Source organism: Myxococcales bacterium (genome assembly GCA_016717005.1).
Classification (GTDB): domain Bacteria; phylum Myxococcota_A; class Polyangia; order Haliangiales; family Haliangiaceae; genus UBA2376.
In genome coordinates this window covers 1,194,534-1,211,508 of the sequence record JADJUF010000039.1, presented here as the reverse complement: position 1 = coordinate 1,211,508, position 16,975 = coordinate 1,194,534, and the positions used below count along the sequence as shown (strand labels likewise).

The window sequence follows — 16,975 nt, the reverse complement described above, 5'->3', positions numbered from 1 at the left end:
ATGCTCCGGCCATGCGTGTCCACGCGGTGGTGGTGGCCCTGACGGTCGCGCTGGCGACCACGACGATGACCAGGGCGATCGCGGCGGCGCCGTCGACCGAGGCCACGGCCTGGTTCGCCGACCTCGACGCGCGCGTCGTCGCCGACCTCGCGGCCGGGCGGCCGCTGGTCGTGCAGGTCCACGTGCCGCTGTGCGAGCGCACGATCATCGCGTGCGGCAACGATCGCCTCGGCGACGGCGACAGCCCGCGGACCAACCTGTACTGGGCCACGACCGAGGGCTTCCTCGGCTGGTTCGGGCGCAAGCGCAGCGGCTGGACGCAGGTGCTCGCCGCCACCGGCGACGCGATCGGCGAGCCCGACGTCCTCGACCTGCGGGTGTGGCGGCGCGAGCTGCCGACGCCGGCGGCCTGGCGCGCGGCCGGGGCGCCGAAGCGGGTCGCGGTCTACGTCGTGGCCCAGGCCTGGCGCGGCACGCAGATCGATCGCGCGCTCACGCGCTACGCCGAGGACCTCTACGGCGCGCACGCCCAGGCGATCGCGCTGCCCGACGGCACGACGCTCGCGGCCGGCGGCGACGCCCACGTGGTCGCGTACGTCGGGCACAACCGCCTGATGGATCTGGCCGCGTTCGACTGGGCCGCGATCGCGGCGCGCGGCGATCAGCGCAGCCGCGGCGTCATCGCGATCGCGTGCCACACGGCGCCGTACATGCAGGGCGTCGTGCCGGGCCCGCACCAGGTGCCGCTGGTCCTGACCCGCGACTTCATGCTGGCGTCGGCGGCGGCGCTCGAGGGCGCGGTCGTGGCGTTCGCGCGCGGCGGCGACTACGCGGCGGTCCGGCGCGGCGCCGCCCAGGGCTACGCCGACGGCGGCGACAAGCCGCTGGCCCGGGTGTTCGGCGCGTTCTCCAACCCCGCCGACAAGCGCTGGGGCACGCCCGGCTACTCGCGCGCGATCAACGAGCACGCCGCCGACCAGTGCGGCGTCAGCGACCGCTGACGCGCGCGGCCCGCTCAGCGCTCGTCGCCATTCGGGCGCGCGCCGCTGGCGCGCGCCGGGGCCGACGTCGGGGCGCAGCGCCGTGGCTCGACGGCGCAGGCGCGGTCGCGGAGCGACGCGGCGCGGGTCGGGTCCGGTGGGAGCTGGTCGCCGGTGGTCAGCAGCTCGGCCGCCGCGAGGCACGCCGAGCCGTAGCCGATGTCGCAGCCCGCGACCAGCGCCGCGACCGCCGCGCGCTCGTCGCGCTCGAGGCCGTCGCCGGTGCGCAGGCGCTCGCCCAGCCGCACGCAGGCTGCGGCGTCGTGGTCGTCGCAGCTGTCTTGCAGCAGCGCCCGCCCGCGCGCCGGATCGCGCGCGACGCCGCGACCGTCGAGGTACAGCTCGGCGAGGCCGAGGCAGCTCGCGGTGTTGTCGATCCGGCACGCGGCCTGATACGCCGCCGTCGCGAGCCCGACCTCGTCGTCGGCGAGCGCCGCGTCGCCGAGCGCGGTGCAGCCGCCGGCGACCCCGAGGTCGCAGCTCCGGCGCAACAGCGCCAGGCCGCGCGCGCGATCGCCGTGCTTGACCTCGTGCGCGCCGGTGGTCTGACACGACATGCCGTCGCCGGCGTCGCACGCCGCGGCGTAGAGGCGACGGGCCTCGACCGCGTCCTGCGGCGCGCCGAGGCCGAGCATGTGGCCGACGTCGCCGCTCGTCGGTTCAGCGCCCCCCGCGCGCGCCGGGTCTCACCCGAGGCAGGCGACGTCCGCGCGCGCGCGTTGGTCCCGGCCGCCGCGCTACGGGTGGGTGAACGACCGCGTGTACTGCGACACGCCGGCCTTGTCGAAGAACTCGCCGGTGAGGCGATCGTCGACGACGGTGACGTAGAGGAAGCCGGGGATGGTGGCGTCCTGCCAGAAGAACTGGTTGCCGCGGTCCCGCAGGCTGGTGACCGTGGCCCCGGCGCCGTTGACGATCAGCTCGGTGCCGCCGAGCGTGTCGGCCTCGTCCAGCCACTGCCGGCTGTGGTCGTGGCCGGCGAAGTACACCTGGCCGACCCCGGCGAGGTGATCGTCGAAGAACGCCTTGACCTCGGAGCCGTTGAGCTGCGGCACCGGGTTGGGGATCGGGATGCCCAGGAGCTCCGGCGCGTCGTAGTTGCCGGCGTTGCCGTGCTCGCCGTTGGAGCGGTACGGGTGGTGGCCGGCGACGAGGATCCACTCGCTGCCGGCCAGCTCCTGCATCGCGGTCGGCAGCCACGCGGCCTGGTCGCCGTACGTGGTGTTGCCCCACATGATCGCGTTGGTGTCGAGCATGAGGAACCCGACGTGGCCGCGCTTGAGCGTGTAGTGGGTCGCCGGCATCTTCCACTTGGTCGACACCTGCGTGTAGTCGACCTCGATCTGCCCCAGGTTCCACTCGTTGCCGACGCCGCCGGCCTCGAACCCGAAGATGTTGCCGCCGTAGTCGTGGTTGCCGAGCACCGCGTAGAACGGCAGGTCGATGTCGGCGTAGGGCTGCTCGAACTTGGACTGCCACTCGGGCGAGGTCACCGAGTCGACGCCCGAGTCGTAGATGTTGTCGCCCAGCATCAGCACGAAGTCGCAGCCGCGGGCCGCGCACACGTCGCGCATCGCCACCGCCACCGCCCGCTGATCCGTGTTGCCCTTGCCGGTGTCGCCGATCGCCGCGAACCGCACCACCTTGGGCGGCGGCGCGTCGATCGCGGCGTCGACCGGGCCCGCGCCGTCGCCTCGGGCGTCAGTGACGTCGATGTCGTCGGCGGCGGGAGTGCCGCCACACGCCGCGGCGAGGCAGGCGGCGAACAGCGTGGGGCGACCCATGGGCGCGGACCTTAGCCGAGGTCGGCCGGCCGTGGTGGGGATTCGTCCGGGGCCCGGTCTGTGAACGACGCGCTCACCGGCGCCGTCAGCGGCCGCGTCGCCGGCCGCACCGCGCGGCCGGCCACGCCGAGCTCACTCGTCAGCGTCAGCGTCGAAGCAGAAGATCCCGTCGATCAGCGCGGCGCCGCTGTCGGCGACCTGGCTGGCGTCGGCGAACTCGATGGTGTCGTGGAACCACCCGGCACCTCGGGCGTCGACGTAGCCGATGCCGTCGTTGGGCGTGTAGATCACCGGCACCAGCTGCAGGTCCCGCTGCCCGGGGCCGCCGCGCGGCGCGCGGTGGGCGTCGCTGGCCGCGCACGCGGCCGCGCCGATCAGCCACGGCCCGTCGTCGGGGTCCTCGCACTCGAGGCCGCCGAACGCCCGCTCGAACGCGAGCACGGCGTCGTGGGCCTCGTAGCCGCGCGCGCCCAGCAACGCCCGCAGCGCGTCATCGCCGACGGGCGCGGTCCAGGTCGCATCGAAGGCCTCGAGCCGGGCGAGGACCCGAGCCGGCAGCGGGAGGGCACGCAGGGCGGCGGCACGCACGCCCGCGAGCGTAGCCCATCCTGACCCGTGCGGTCACCGCGCCGCCGGGCCCAGGGCCAGGCGCACGCCGACGCCGACGGTCGCCTCCTCGGTGAGCCCGCGGATGCCCTTGCGGTTGCCGACGTCGCCGGCGACGTAGACCATGACGTCGCCCATCGGCGAGGTCAGCGCGACGCCGACCAGGGCCCGCAGCAGGTACGCGTCGGCGAAGCGCCGGCCGCCGAGTTGGCGGCCTGCTCGGCCGAGGTCAACGCCAGCACCGATCGCGGCGCGCCGGCGCCGTCGACCCACAGCGCCGGGCCGCGGGCGCAGGCCTCGTCGACGCTGGCCACCCAGGCGGCCGGGGCCGCGACCTCGCCGCCGGCGGTGCGCGGCAGCGCCTCCCACAACCACAGGCTGCGGTCGGGGTACTCGAGCGCCACCGGCGCGTCGAGCGCGGCGACGCCGGGCGGCGGCGGCACGACGCAGTCGCGCGTCACCTCGCCGGCCGGGCTGGTGTGCTCGTCGATCGTCGTGATGCACCCGCTGGCGAGCGCCAGCGCGAGCAGGGTCGTGGGCAAGCGCATGCCTCATTGACACGCGAGCGGGCCGGCGTGGGAAGGGCGAACGTCGCCCGGCGTGGTCAGGCGGCCGGCGTCGTGGCCAGCTCGCGGCGCCGGATGCGCTTGTCGAGGTAGTAGTCGCGGCCGCGCCAGAACTCACGAGCCACGCCGACGACCGAGACGCCCATCGCCGCCAGCACCAGCGCGGTCGCCTGCGCGGGGATGGCGACCGCGAGGCCCAGCAGCGCCGCGCCGCCGAGCGTGCGCAGGCCCCACGCGATCGCGCCGGCCGCGTGGCGGTGGTGCGACAGCAGGTTGTCGAGCCCGCCAGCCGCCAGCTCGAGCGACACCATCGTGATCAGCGGCCAGGCCGGGGCCGGGCTCTCCGACAGCGCCGCGAACGCGGTCAGCGGCAGCGCGACCGAGCCGAGCAGGCGCACGGCGTCGCCGCGGTTGAAGTCGCCGCGCCCGCGCAGCTGCGAGAACCCGGCGAAGACGTAGTCGAGGCCCGACAGCCAGGTGATGGCGACGATCACGCCCATCACGGCCTTCATCGTCCACGCCGGGTTGTGCATGTGGATCGCCAGGATGCCGACGAACGCGCCGCTCATCCAGAACGCGCCCGGCCACAGCTTCTTCTTGATCGCGTAGAGCGCGCCGGCGGCGACCAGCGGGCCGAGGATGCCGATCCAGAAGATCACGGTCATCGGTCGATCGCGCCCGATCAGCGGGAACAGCACCAGCATCCCGATGCCCTGCATCTGGGTCCAGGTCTTGGCCTTGGCCAGGTAGCTGGTCTTGAGCGACAGCGCGCGCTGCTCGTAGGCCGAGCGCAGCGCGGTCACCAGGAACTCGCGCACGAACATGAACGCGCACGCCCACACCGGCACCAGGCCGATCTGATCGTCGGCGAACGGCATGTACGCCAGGGCGATGAAGACCTTGTCGGCGATCGGGTCGAGCAGGCCGCCGAACACCGTCGGCCCGTACTTGCGGGCCAGGTAGCCGTCGACGAAGTCGGTGCAGCCGATCAGCGTGCCGAACACCAGCGCGAACCACAGGTAGTCCTGGTTGCCGGTGGCGTAGCCCCGGTACACCAGCCACGAGATGAGCGGCATCGTGACCAGGCGCGCCTCGGTCACCATGTTGGCGCTGATCAGCGGCCGCTTGGGCGGGGGCGTCGACACGGCGGCACCCTACCGCAAAACCTGGCCGCGGGGGTCCGACCGGCCGCCGCCTCACGTCGGCGGCGGCACCGGGATGGACACCACGCACTGCACGTCGAGGTAGGCGCCGGCCGGGCCGGGCACGTCGCGCGCGACGTCGATGCGCCAGTGCTCGTCGGTCTGGGTGCACTCGGGGGCGGCCACGATCTGCCAGCACGGCCGCGCCACGCCGGCCGCGCACGCCGCCAGCGGCCGCTCCGCCCGCCCGGGGCCGTCGGGCTCGGTGATCTCGACCACCGCGCACTCGGGCTGGAGCCCCGGCGCGATCGGATCGCGATCGGCCGGCGCCGCCGCGAAGCACGCCCCGCCCAGCGGCGGCAGGCTGTCGATGATGCCGGCGAGCGCCGAGCTCAGGTCGCCGGTGCAGATCGTCTCGCGGTGGCTGGCGGTGCCGACCGCGTCGAGGAACCCGCCCAGCCGGATGCCGGGCGCGGCGGCGCCGAGCCCGCCGGTGCAGCCCGGCGCCAGGGCGGCGCGGTTGCCGTCGGGGATCACCTCGACGTGGTCGTCGTCGCCGATGATCGCCGCGACGAAGAGCTGATCGGGATCGTCCTTGAGGTCGCGCAGGAACGCCGCGTACTGCTCGATCTCGACCAGGTACGGCGAGTCGGTGCGCGCGACGCAGCCGGTGCGGACGCCGGGCGCGCGCGGGTCGGCGACCGGGTCGCAGGTCACGCCGTGCTCGAAGCACCGGAAGTCGCTGAACGGCCCCAGCACCGGATCGGCCCCGGGCGTGAACAGGCGATCGTCGTCGACCGAGCAGTCGTCCTCGTCGGCGAGGATGATCACGCCCAGCGTCGCCGAGCGGCGCAGGAAGCCGGGGTTGGCGCCCTCGGCCAGCGCCGCCTGCATCGACGCGAGGTGCTGCTCGAAGCCGCAGCCGTCGGTGCCGACGTCGGCCGTGCACGCGAACGCGGCGCCGACCGAGCCGGTGTAGTTGGTGACGCGGTCGCCGGTCGGGCCCACGACGTCGCTGATGAACGTGGCGCCGCCCAGCGCCGGGCACGCCGCGCCGTGCAGGCGCCCGCCGTCGCCGCCGGTGGTCGTGCAGTGGGGGTTGCCGGTGTCGACGCGGCCGGTGCCCAGGTCCGAGCTGACGACGCCGATGTGCAGATCGGGGCGGCGTCCGCCCAGCGTGTCGAGGCGGCTGATCAGCTCGGGGAAGCGGGTCTCGAGGGACATGTGCTCCAGCTCCATCGAGCTCGAGTCGTCGATGACGAACAAGAGATCGAGCTCGCGGTTGAGGCTGACCGGGAGCAGCTTCTGCTCGACCGAGTCGGGTGAAGGATCGAGGCGGTTGATCCCGCGGTCGATGCAGCCGACCGCAGGGACCACGAGCGCGAGTGCCACCAACGCGGGACGCATGGCGCGACCTTTCTGCGCGAGCTGCGGCGACACCGCCGGATCGATCGCGCACCAGGTCAGTGGCCGCCGCGCCGCCATCCGTCACGCGTTCACGCGCTCACGCGCTCACGCGCTCACGCGCCCACGCGCTTTGATCGCCCCCACGCGCTCACGCGCTTCGATCGCCCGCGCCCTCACGATCGCGCGCCGAAAAGACGAACGGCCCGGCGTGAGCCGAGCCGTCCTGGCATCCCCCTGGATGCGCCGTACCTCTTCGCCTCAGGACCCCGCGCGTCTCGTCGCGTATCAGCGGGGTCTCGAAAGAACCACGGTCTACGATCCGGGCCGTTTCACGTTGTCCCGAGCGTCGACGTGCCGCCGGGCCGTTTCAGGTTGTCCCGAGCGTCGACGTGCCGCCGTGGCTCGGTGCAGACCCCCCGACCACCGTAGCCCCCAACACCTGCCTGGGCCCCGGCGCATGCCGGGGTGCGGGGTCTCGAAAGAGCCACGATCTACGATCCGGGCCGTTTCACGTTGTCCCGAGCGTCGACGTGCCGCCGTGGCTCGGTGCAGACCCCCCGACCACCGTAGCCCCCAACACCTGCCTGGGCCCCGGCGCATGCCGGGGAGCGGGGTCTCGAAAGAGCCACGATCTACGATCCGGGCCGTTTCACGTTGTCCCGAGCGTCGACGTGCCGCCGTGGCTCGGTGCAGACCCCCGACCACCGTAGCCCCCAACACCTGCCTGGGCCCCGGCGCATGCCGGGGGAGGAGCTTTGCGAAAGCTCCTCAAACTAGATCGTCACGCACTGAACTTCGAGCACGGTGTTGTCGGGCACCGAGACGCCGCCGCGGTCGACCTCGATGGCGCGGTTGGCCGGGGCGTCCGCGCAGCGGACGGGGTCAGAGATGAAGCGCCAGCACGGCACGGCGCCGCCGCTCACGTCACACGACGGCACGATGGTCTCCATGCGGTTGACGCCGTTCGGGTCGGTCACGTCCGACACCGAGCACTCGGGCTGCACGCCCGGGATGGTGGGGTTGCGATCCGACAGCTCGGCCTCGATGCACGGGTTGCCGACGGCCAGCTTGAGGAGGTCGGCGATCTGGGTCATCGCGTCCGCCAGGTTGTCGTTGCACACCGTCGTGGTGGTGTTGCGGGTCGGGAACGACTCGAGGAACGACTTCATGCGGATGGCGGGGACGGCGTTGCCCGAGGCCGAGCTGCACGACGCGAGCAGGGCCGGGCGGGTCGCGTCGTCCGGGTCGGGGCCGACGGTGATCGAGCTCTGGTCGTCGACGTTGCCGATGATGCCGGCGACGACGACCTTCTTGTCATCGTCGGGCTTGAGGCTCTTGAAGTAGTCGACGTACGGCTGCACGTCCTTCATGTACTGCGAGTTGGTCCGCGGCTGGCAGCCGGTGCGGGTGCCGAAGGCGCGCGGGTTGGTGTCGTTGGGGCACTCGACGCCGAACTCCGTGCAGCGGAACGACGTGCGCGGGCCGAGCGGCGAGGCGATCGTGCCGTTGGGATCGCCGAACAGCTGGCCGTCGCCCTTGGTCGAGCAGTCGTCCTCGTCGGTGATGAAGATGAGCGCGAGCAGCGCGTTGGGCCGCAGGAAGCCGGCGTTCTTGCCCGGCTGCAGCGCGCGGTACGCCGACTCGAGCGGGGCCTCGAAGCCGCAGCCCGTGGTGCCGAGCCGCGCCATGCAGCCGAACAGCATGCTGAGGTCACCCGAGTAGTTGCGCTGGCGGGTGCCGTCGGCGAGCTGGATGTCCTCGATGTACGCGGCGGTGAGGCCGGCGCAGGCGTTGGTCTGGAGGTTGCCGTCGTCGCCCTGGGGCTGCGACGCCGAGCTGCAGCCGCCGATGTTGACGCCGCCCGTGCCGACGTTGGTCGAGACCACGCCGATGTGCGCGTCCGGGAAGCCGCCCTCGATGGTGTTGAGGACGTTGATGAACGCCGGGAAGTTGGCGGTGAGGCCCGCCTGCTCCTCGATCATCGAGCCCGAGTCATCGACGATGAACAGGATGTCGATGTTGCGGTTGAGCTTGACCGGGATCGACTTCTTCTCGACGTTCTCGGGGATCGGGTCGACCTCCGACAGCGAGCGGTCGGGGCAACCGGCGAGGAGCGACCCCGCGATGACACTGGCGAGGGTGGGTAGGGCGAAACGGCGCATGGTGCCTCCAGATAGAATCAAGCGATGCCGGCGACGATGCTCGGGAACTCGCGAACTAGCTCGTGAAGTAGCAAGGCGGCGGCCAGGATAGATCGAAGTCAGGCCGCGTGGTTAGTCGATCCCGAGATCAATCTGCACTGACAATTCGGTTGCGGATCGTAAACAAGGTTGGCGGATCGGCGTATCTCGGGAGTGGTCGGCTGGGGGCCGGTCTGCGCGTCGTTCGTGGTCGCGCCAGCGACGGCGTGGTACCCTTGATGGGTCTGTTCCCGCAGTCCAGACGGGTAGCACTGAGGGTGCAAGCGACAGAAATTATTTGATTCTTGATCCCTGATCGCGAAATAATTTGCCTGCGTATCGGCCATACACCTACGATGTAGGTAAGAGTGGCATCAGGTAGGCAAGACAACCTTCAGATCGGGACGCCATGGCGAAGAACTGCATAGGCCTCGACATCGGCTCGAGCAGCATCAAGGCGGTGCAGCTCAAGAAGTCCCGCACCGGCTATGCGCTGACCGCGTTCGGGATGCAGCCGCTGGTGCCGCAGACCATCGTCGATGGCGCGATCATGGATCAGGCCGCCGTGGTGGAGGCGATCCGCGCGCTCTGGAGCCGGCTCAAGCTGCGCCAGAAGGACGTCGCGATCGCGATCGCGGGCCACTCGGTCATCATCAAGAAGATCGCGGTGCCGCAGACCCGGGCCGATGATCTGGACAACCAGATCAAGCAAGAGGCCGAGCACCACATCCCGTTCGCCAAGGACGACGTCGAGATCGACTACCACGTCGTCAACCCGCAGAACCCGATGGGCCAGACCGAGCTGCTGCTGGTCGCGGCCAAGCGCGAGACCGTGGCCGACTACGTCCAGGTCGTGCGCGACGCCGCGTTGACCCCGCACGTGGTCGACGTGGCCTCGTTCGCCAGCCAGAACGGGTTCGAGCTCAACTACGCCCTCGACCCGCGCGAGACCGCCGTGATCATCACGATCGGCGCCGCGATCTCGAACATCAACATCGTCCGCGGCGGCGCCAGCCTGTTCACGCGCGACGTGACGATCGGTGGCAACGCGTTCACCGAGGAGATCCAGAAGCAGCTCGGGGTGTCGGCCGACGAGGCCGAGGCCTACAAGGTCGGCGGCAGCTACGACGAGCACGGCGTCGTGCCGCAGGAGGTCGAGCGGATCATCGAGGGCGTCGCCGAGGTGATCGCCGGCGAGTTCCAGCGCTCGCTCGACTTCTTCATGGCGACCTCGGCCGACGCCAACGTCACCCGGGTGTGCCTGGCCGGCGGCACCGCCAAGGTCGCCGCGCTGCACCGCGCGATCGAGCGCCGCAGCCGCCTGACCGTCGAGGTCATCGACAGCTGGAAGCGGGTCGAGATCGACCCCGGCCTCGATCGGGGCTACCTCGCGGCGCACTCGCCCGAGGCCCTGGTCGGGCTCGGCCTGGCGCTGCGATCGCCGGGAGACAAGTGAGGCTGGCCCCATGATCAAGATCAACCTACTTCCTCAGCGCAAGCCTCGGCGGCAGGCGGAGCCCGGTCAGTTCGAGGTCGGGCTGGTCATGGCCGGCATGGCCGCGGCGGCCGCGGTCATGTTCTTCGCGGTCCACCGACCCCTGGCGGCCAAGCGCGATCGCATCAAGGCCGAGGTGGCCGAGCTGTCCGACAAGAACGCGCGCGCGACCAAGAAGGTCGCCGACCTGCCGGCGCTCAAGGCCGCGGTCGACGCCGAGACGAAGCGCAAGGAGTCGATCGATCGCCTGGTCGGGACCACGGTCCTGCCCGACAACGTCCTGCACGAGCTGTCGCGGATCCTCACCAGCGAGGGGCCGACGATGTCGCTGGCCATGACCACGCTCACCGGCAACACCGCCGACGGCGATCCCAACAAGCGGTTCTCGGCCGACTGGGATCCCAAGCACGTCTGGATCACGAGCTTCACGACCAAGGGTGACACCTTCACGCTCGAGGGTGGCGCCCAGGCCGAGTCGGACATCCCGCAGCTCGCGAAGCGGATGGCGGCCTCGGTGTACTTCAACGAGGTGACCTCGCCCAAGAGCGAGCGGGTCGAGCCGACCAACCAGGTCGGGGCGGGCACCGCGGCCTACTACAAGTTCACGCTGAGCGGAAAGGTGCTGTACTGATGGCCGGCGCACTCGCAGAGTTCTCGCGGCGTCCGCCCGGGACGCGGGCCGCGATCTACGCCGGCGTCGCCGCGGCGCTGGGGCTCCTGTACTGGCAGTTCGGCCTGTCGCCGGTGCGGTCCGCCGTCAAGGACGCCGAGGAGGCCCGCGACAGCGCGAACGGCCAGGCCCGCGAGCTGGCCAAGCAGAAGAAGGAGCGCGACGAGCTGGTCGCGACCCAGGAGGAGCTCAAGTCCCAGATCGAGCAGAACCAGAAGGCGCTGCCGACCGACGCCGAGATGCCCGCGTTCTTCGACATGCTGGCGCGCAAGTTCACCCAGGCCGGCGTCCAGGTGAACCGACGCGAGGTCAAGCGCGAGATCTCGGTCGAGAACTTCGTCAAGGCGCCGGTCGACGTCGAGATCGTCGGCAGCTACTACCAGATCAATCAGTTCTTCGCGTCGCTGCGGCCGCACACCGACGCGGCCGCCGGCAAGCAGGGCGTGGGGGCGGGTGAGAAGGATCGCATCGTCACGATCGAGGACGTGACCGTCTCCAACCCCCGGGTCGTGAACAACCGGCTCCTGCTGACCGCGAAGTTCACCGCCTCGACGTTCCGCGCCATCGCGCCGCCGCCGCCGCCGACGCCCGCGCCCGCGCCCGCGCCCGCGCCCGGCGCCGCCCCGGCCACCGGCGCGGCGCCGACGACCGGCGGGCCGGATCCGGCGACGTCCAAGGGCCCGCTGACCCCGGCCTCGGCCAAGCGCGCGGTCGAGGACAGCAACGCCGCCGCCGAGCAGCGCGTGCGCGAGGCCGGCCAGGAGCCGCCGCCCGCGGGCAGCGGCGTCGACCGCCTGAAGGGAGGCCAGTGATGCGCACGCTCGCGTGGATGTCCATGGCCGTGACGGTCCTCGCCGCGTGCGGCGAGGATGAGGCGCCGCCGCCGCCGCCGTCGCGCCGCGCCGCGGCCGCCGCGGCCGCCGCCCAGCCTGGGCGCGGCGCGCCGGGCGCCGCCGCGGGGGCGCTCCCGACCTACGCCAAGATCGAGGGTCGCCCCGACCTCAAGAAGGGCGAGGCCGCGACCCTGCGGCACGCGTTCGTGCCGGCCGACTTCGAGCCCGACGTCAACGGCGTCTCGAACCGCGACCCGTTCCGCAGCTACGTGGTCGTCCAGGTCAGCACCAACACCGAGGCCCGCCCGACCGAGGAGCTCGGCCGCGCCGAAAAATGCGCCAACAAGAAGCTGGCCGCGCCCGACACCTCGATCCAGCAGCTCCGCCTGATCGGCGTGATCTCGCGCGGCACGATGCGGGTCGCGACGTTCGTCGACTCGGCCGACGTCGGCTGGGTCGTCCGCCTCGGCGACTGCATCGGCAGCGAGCACGCGAAGGTCGCCAAGATCGGCGAGGCGTTCGTCACCGTCGAGAACGTCGCCCCGGCGACGCCGGCCGACCCGACGCCGACCGCGACCGGGAAGAACTACAAGCTCCACGACACCGAGCTCATCGATCAGATGACCAACCAGGCCGACCCCGACGGTCCGCGCATCCGGCGGGGGCCGCGCACGCCCGACCTCGCGCCGCCCCCCGAGCCGGGTTCCGGCCCCAGCGGAGCCCAGTAGCCGCCAAAAATTTGTGATCCCGGCAGCGCCGGGGCGACAATTTGTTTCCCGAGCGTCGCGACCGCGCGACCTGCACTCGGCGCCCGCGGGGCGCCCCGTCCGAGATCTGTCCGGTTTCCGTACCGCGGGGGCTGCCCCCGAGGAGTCGTCATGCCCGAGCTCAAGCTTCGCACCTGGATCATCGCGCTGGTCGCCGTCATCGTCGTCGGACGAACGCCGCCGGCGAGCGCGGGACCTCGCAACCAGATCGGAGCCGTCACGATCGACACCGATCGCGGCACGACGACGATCCGCGTCCGGGGATCGGACACGCCGACGTTCACCGTCTACAAGCTCGAACGGCCGACCCGCGTCGTCGTCGACCTGGCCAGCGCCGAGCTGGCCGAGGCGGTGCGCGGCGACGAGCCGGCGATCACCTACTCGGTCGGGGCCTGGGCCGTCGGCCAGGTGGTGGCGATGGGGCTCGAGGACGGCAGCTCGTCGGTCCGCGTGGTCGCGACCCTGGCCCGGCCGGGGCGCTACGACGTCAAGGCCGACGGCACGGACGTCGTCATCAAGATCGTCGCGCGCGATCCGGCGCCGGCGACCGCGTCGGCGGACGAGCTCGCCGCGGCGCAGGCGGCGGCGGCGACGGCCAAGGCCGACGCCGCGCGCATGACCGCCACGGCGCAGGCCGCGACCGCGCAGGCGGCGACCGCGCAGCGCGAGGCCGCGACCGCGAAGCGTGAGGCCGAGGCCGCGAAGGCCACGGCGCGGGCCGAGCTCGCGCGCGCGACCCAGGCGCAGGCAGCGGCCGAGGCGGCCCAGCGCGCCGCCGCGTCGGCGGACCAGGCCGATCGCGGCCGCGCCGCCCAGCAGCTGGCCGCGGCCCAGGCCGAGGCGACCCGAACCAAGGCGGCGGCCCAGGCCGCGGCGCAGGCGGCGACGCGCGCGCAGGCGGCGGCCCACGCGACCCAGGTCGCGGCCGAGGCCGAGCTGGCCCGCGCCAAGCAGATGACCGACGACGCCACCCGCGAGGCCGCGCGCATCCGCGCCTCGGCCCAGGGCGACGCCCAGAAGACCCGCGCCGACGCGGCCCGCGACGTCGCCGCCGCCAAGGCCGCCAGCGATCGCGATCGCGCGGCCGCGAGCGCCGCCCGGATCGAGGCCGACCGCGACGTCGCCGCCGCCAAGGCCGCCAGCGATCGCGATCGCGCGGCCGCCAGCGCCGCCCGGATCGAGGCGGACCGCATGCTCGCCGCTGCCAAGGCCGCGCAGCAGCGCGTCGAGGATGACGCCCGCGCCGCCGCCAGCCGCGCCGCCGATGCCAGCGCGGCCCAGCGCGCCGCCGAGGCCCGGCAGCAGGCCGCCGAGGCCGCGGCCGCCACCGCCGCGCGCGAGCGCGCCACCGCCGAGGCGGCGCTCAAGGCCGCCACCGCCCAGAAGGCCAACGCGGCCGGCGCCTCGGGCGACGCCCGCAAGGCCCGCGCCGACGCCGACGCCGCGATGAAGGTCGCCCAGGCGCAGCTGGCCAAGGCCGACGGCGCACGCGCCGACGCCGCGCGGGCGCGCGCGGCCGCCGAGACCGCGGTCGTGGCCGCGCGCCGCGAGGCCGCGGACGCCCGCGTCGCCGTCGACGGCGCGCGCACCGCCCAGGCCGCCGCCGAGGCCGCGACCGCCAAGGCCGTGCGCGAGCGCGCCGCCGCGGAGCTGCGCGCGTCGGAGATGACCGCCGCGGCCGATCAGGCCGAGGCGCGCAAGCGCACCGCCGAGCGCGCCGCCGCCGCGGCCACCGCCGCCGCGGCCACCGCCGCCGCGGAGCAGACGAGCGCGCAGGACGCCGCGGCCGCCGCCCAGCGCGCCGCCATCGCCGCCCAGCAGGCCGCCGCCGACGCCCGCGCCAAGCGCGAGGTCGAGGAGCGCGCCGCCGCGGCCGCCCGCACCGCCGCCACGCAGACCATCGCCGACGCCCGCGCCAAGCGCGAGGCCGAGGAGCGCGCCGCCGCGGCCGCCCGGGCCAGCGCCGCGCGCTCGGTCGCCGACGCGGCCGCCCAGCGCGCCGCGGATGAGGCCGCCGCCGCGTCGGCCCGCGCCGCCGCCGCGTCGGCCCGCGCGGCCGCCGCCCAGACCCTCGCCGACGCCCGCGCGCAGCGCGAGGCTGAGGCCCGGGCCGCCGATCAGTCCACCGCCAGCGCCCGCGCCGCGGCCGAGCGCGCGCTGGCCGAGACCCGCGCCAAGCGCGAGGCCGAGGAGCGCGCGCTGGCCGAGGCCCGCGCCGCGCGCGCCGCCGAGGAGCAGGCCGCCAAGGCCGCGACCACCGCGCGCGCCACCGCCGACGCGCAGCGCGCCGCCGCGGAGCGCGCCGCCACCGAGCTCAAGCAGTCGCTCGCCGCCGAGGACCGCCGCGGCCGAGGCCGCGCGCGCCAAGGCCCGCGCCGCCACCGACGCCCGCGCCGCCGCCGCCCGCAGCCACGCCTCGGCCGACGACCGCGCCCGCGCCGACGCCGAGGTCCGCCGCCTGACCGCGGCGGCCACCGCCGCGACCACCGCGCTCGCCGCCCGCACCCGCGAGGTCAGCGAGCGCCGTGACGAGGTCGAGCGCCTCGACGCCGCCAAGGCCACCGCCGTCGCCGAGCTGGCGCGGCAGCAGGCCGCCGCGATCGGCGCCCGCACCGCCCGCGAGCGCGAGGAGGCCCGCCTCGCCGAGGCCCGCACGCGCGCGAGGCCGAGGAGCGCACGCTGGCCCAGCTGCGCGCCGACGCCGCCAAGGCCAAGTCGACCACGCCCGCGCCGCCCGCGCCCCGGCCGGCCCCGGCGACCCGCATCACCGCCGTGACGTTCGCGCCCGACGCCGACGATCACGTCGTCACGATCGGCCTGGCCGGCGCCGGCGCCACCGCCGAGCTGGTCCGCGCCGACGCCCGCCGCGCCGAGCTGGTCGTGCGCGGCGCGACCTTGCCCGCCGACCTGACCCGGACCCTCGACGCCAGCCGCTTCGGCGGGCCGATCCGCACCGTCTCGAGCTACACCGACCGCGCCTCGGGCGACGTCCGGGTCGTCGTCGAGCTGAGCCGCGCGGCCCAGCCGCGGCTCGATACCCGGGCCGGCTCGGTCCAGCTCCGCTTCGCGGCCGCCGCGCCGAGGGTCACCAGCCAGCGGGTGCCGAGCCCGGTCATCGGCGGCTTCGGCGCCACGTCGGCGCCGGTGACCCAGACCTCGGTCGCGTAGGTCGGCAAGCGCAAGGTCTACCGCGGCGCCACGATCGAGCTCGACTTCAAGGACGCCGACATCCACGACCTGCTGCGCGCGCTGGCGCGGGTCGGCAACGTCAACATCATCGTGCCCGACGAGATCCGCGCGGCGGTGACCGTGCAGCTCAAGCGCGTGCCCTGGGACCAGGCGCTCGAGGTCATCCTCGCGTCGAAGGGCATGTGGTACCGCAAGGAGGGCAACCTCTACCGCATCGGCGACCGCAAGGTGCTCGACGCCGAGGACGAGGCCGAGGCCGCGCGCCGCAAGGCGCTGATCGAACTCGAGGCCCCGCGGCCCGAGGTGTTCACCCTCAACTACGCCAACGCGGGCGACCTCTCGACCAAGCTGGCGCCGCTGCTGTCGCCGAAGGGCAAGATCGAGGTCGACGAGCGCACGAACTCGCTGATCGTCAACGACGTCAAGGCCAACCGGTCCGAGATCGTCGACCTGGCGGCGCGGCTCGACACCCAGACGCCGCAGATCTCGATCGAGGCGCGCATCGTCGAGGCCCGCAGCAACTTCAAGCGCGAGTTCGGCATCCAGTGGGGCGGCCGCGCCAACGCCAGCGCCGCCGGCGGCAACGCCACCGGCCTGATCTTCCCGTCGAGCCTCGGCTTCCTCGGCGCCGGCGACGACCCGACCACCAAGGGCGCGCCCGGCCTGGCGACCCCGACCGACTTCGCCGTCAACCTGCCGGTCACGCCCAACGGCGCGCTCGGCATGACGCTGGGCTCGGTCGGCGGCAACGTCGACATCAACCTGCGCCTGTCGGCGATGGAGGACAGCGGCACGGCGCGCATCATCTCGGCGCCCAAGGTCACCGTGCTCAACAACGTCGAGGCGACGATGAAGCAGGGCGTCCGCATCCCGATCTCGCAGACCTCGGCCCAGGGCACCCAGACCGTGTTCGTCGAGGCCAACCTCGAGCTCAAGGTCACGCCGTACGTGTCGCAGCGCGACTGCGCGGTCGTGATGGACGTCCAGGTGATCAAGGCCGAGCCCAACTTCGCGCGGCTCGGCGCCCGTGGCGACCCGACGATCGAGAACCGCGAGGCCCAGAGCCGGATCCTGGTCGCCGACGGCGAGACCTCGGTGATGGGCGGCATCTACACCCGCAACACCAGCCTCACCTACAACAAGATCCCGGTGCTCGGTGACATCCCGGTGCTCGGGTGGCTGTTCAAGAGCCGCCGCGAGGCCGACGACCGCGCCGAGCTCTTGATCTTCATCACGCCCAAGATCACCAACAAGGCGTCGCTGCGCTGCCAGCCGTGAGCGGCTGCGCGCGCGCTC

15 protein-coding genes are annotated in these 16,975 nt (G+C 73.5%); 8 read left to right on the top strand and 7 right to left on the bottom strand.

Annotated features, from left to right (window positions below):
- Nucleotides 1-11 precede the first annotated feature (11 nt).
- Nucleotides 12-1,001: a hypothetical protein gene (locus tag IPL61_36150; protein MBK9036626.1), complete on the top strand. Its 990-nt coding sequence runs from the start codon at nucleotides 12-14 to the stop codon at nucleotides 999-1,001.
- Between the two features lie 14 nt (nucleotides 1,002-1,015).
- Here IPL61_36150 and IPL61_36145 read toward each other — a convergent pair whose 3' ends face one another.
- The 7 genes from IPL61_36145 to IPL61_36115 form a co-directional block, all read right to left on the bottom strand.
- A complete protein-coding gene (locus tag IPL61_36145; GenBank protein MBK9036625.1) occupies nucleotides 1,016-1,675 on the bottom strand; it encodes a sel1 repeat family protein in 660 nt (219 codons plus the stop codon).
- A gap of 102 nt (nucleotides 1,676-1,777) precedes the next feature.
- Nucleotides 1,778-2,824 carry a metallophosphoesterase gene (locus tag IPL61_36140; protein MBK9036624.1) on the bottom strand — a complete coding sequence of 349 codons (1,047 nt, stop codon included), beginning with the start codon at nucleotides 2,822-2,824 and terminating at the stop codon, nucleotides 1,778-1,780.
- A 132-nt stretch (nucleotides 2,825-2,956) separates the two neighbouring features.
- The gene (locus IPL61_36135; GenBank protein ID MBK9036623.1) at nucleotides 2,957-3,412 is read right to left on the bottom strand and encodes a hypothetical protein; all 456 of its coding nucleotides are present in this window, start codon (nucleotides 3,410-3,412) and stop codon (nucleotides 2,957-2,959) included.
- Nucleotides 3,413-3,576: 164 nt separating this feature from the next.
- On the bottom strand, nucleotides 3,577-3,978 hold the full coding sequence (locus tag IPL61_36130; protein ID MBK9036622.1) for a hypothetical protein: 402 nt from the start codon (nucleotides 3,976-3,978) through the stop codon (nucleotides 3,577-3,579).
- Between the two features lie 56 nt (nucleotides 3,979-4,034).
- A complete protein-coding gene (locus tag IPL61_36125; protein MBK9036621.1) occupies nucleotides 4,035-5,141 on the bottom strand; it encodes a CDP-alcohol phosphatidyltransferase family protein in 1,107 nt (368 codons plus the stop codon).
- A gap of 51 nt (nucleotides 5,142-5,192) precedes the next feature.
- The gene (locus tag IPL61_36120; GenBank protein ID MBK9036620.1) at nucleotides 5,193-6,545 is read right to left on the bottom strand and encodes a hypothetical protein; all 1,353 of its coding nucleotides are present in this window, start codon (nucleotides 6,543-6,545) and stop codon (nucleotides 5,193-5,195) included.
- Between the two features lie 773 nt (nucleotides 6,546-7,318).
- On the bottom strand, nucleotides 7,319-8,707 hold the full coding sequence (locus IPL61_36115) for a hypothetical protein (GenBank protein MBK9036619.1): 1,389 nt from the start codon (nucleotides 8,705-8,707) through the stop codon (nucleotides 7,319-7,321).
- A gap of 427 nt (nucleotides 8,708-9,134) precedes the next feature.
- Here IPL61_36115 and pilM point away from each other — a divergent pair, with 427 nt between their 5' ends.
- The 7 genes from pilM to pilQ all read left to right on the top strand — a co-directional run bounded on the left by pilM (nucleotide 9,135) and on the right by pilQ (nucleotide 16,957).
- Complete coding sequence (pilM, locus tag IPL61_36110; GenBank protein ID MBK9036618.1) at nucleotides 9,135-10,181, top strand: type IV pilus assembly protein PilM; 1,047 nt, start codon at nucleotides 9,135-9,137, stop codon at nucleotides 10,179-10,181.
- Nucleotides 10,182-10,191: 10 nt separating this feature from the next.
- The gene (locus IPL61_36105; protein MBK9036617.1) at nucleotides 10,192-10,851 is read left to right on the top strand and encodes a PilN domain-containing protein; all 660 of its coding nucleotides are present in this window, start codon (nucleotides 10,192-10,194) and stop codon (nucleotides 10,849-10,851) included.
- Nucleotides 10,851-11,702 (top strand): type 4a pilus biogenesis protein PilO, encoded by an 852-nt coding sequence (gene pilO, locus IPL61_36100; GenBank protein ID MBK9036616.1) that lies wholly within the window; start codon nucleotides 10,851-10,853, stop codon nucleotides 11,700-11,702. Before IPL61_36105 ends, pilO begins: the two co-directional genes overlap by 1 nt.
- A 17-nt stretch (nucleotides 11,703-11,719) precedes the next feature.
- Complete coding sequence (locus tag IPL61_36095) at nucleotides 11,720-12,451, top strand: hypothetical protein (protein ID MBK9036615.1); 732 nt, start codon at nucleotides 11,720-11,722, stop codon at nucleotides 12,449-12,451.
- Nucleotides 12,452-12,601: 150 nt separating this feature from the next.
- Complete coding sequence (locus IPL61_36090; GenBank protein ID MBK9036614.1) at nucleotides 12,602-15,019, top strand: AMIN domain-containing protein; 2,418 nt, start codon at nucleotides 12,602-12,604, stop codon at nucleotides 15,017-15,019.
- Nucleotides 15,020-15,262: 243 nt separating this feature from the next.
- Complete coding sequence (locus IPL61_36085; GenBank protein MBK9036613.1) at nucleotides 15,263-15,658, top strand: hypothetical protein; 396 nt, start codon at nucleotides 15,263-15,265, stop codon at nucleotides 15,656-15,658.
- 33 nt (nucleotides 15,659-15,691) lie between these two features.
- Nucleotides 15,692-16,957, top strand: coding sequence for a type IV pilus secretin PilQ (gene pilQ, locus IPL61_36080; protein MBK9036612.1), 1,266 nt, complete (start codon nucleotides 15,692-15,694; stop codon nucleotides 16,955-16,957).
- Nucleotides 16,958-16,975: the final 18 nt, after the last annotated feature.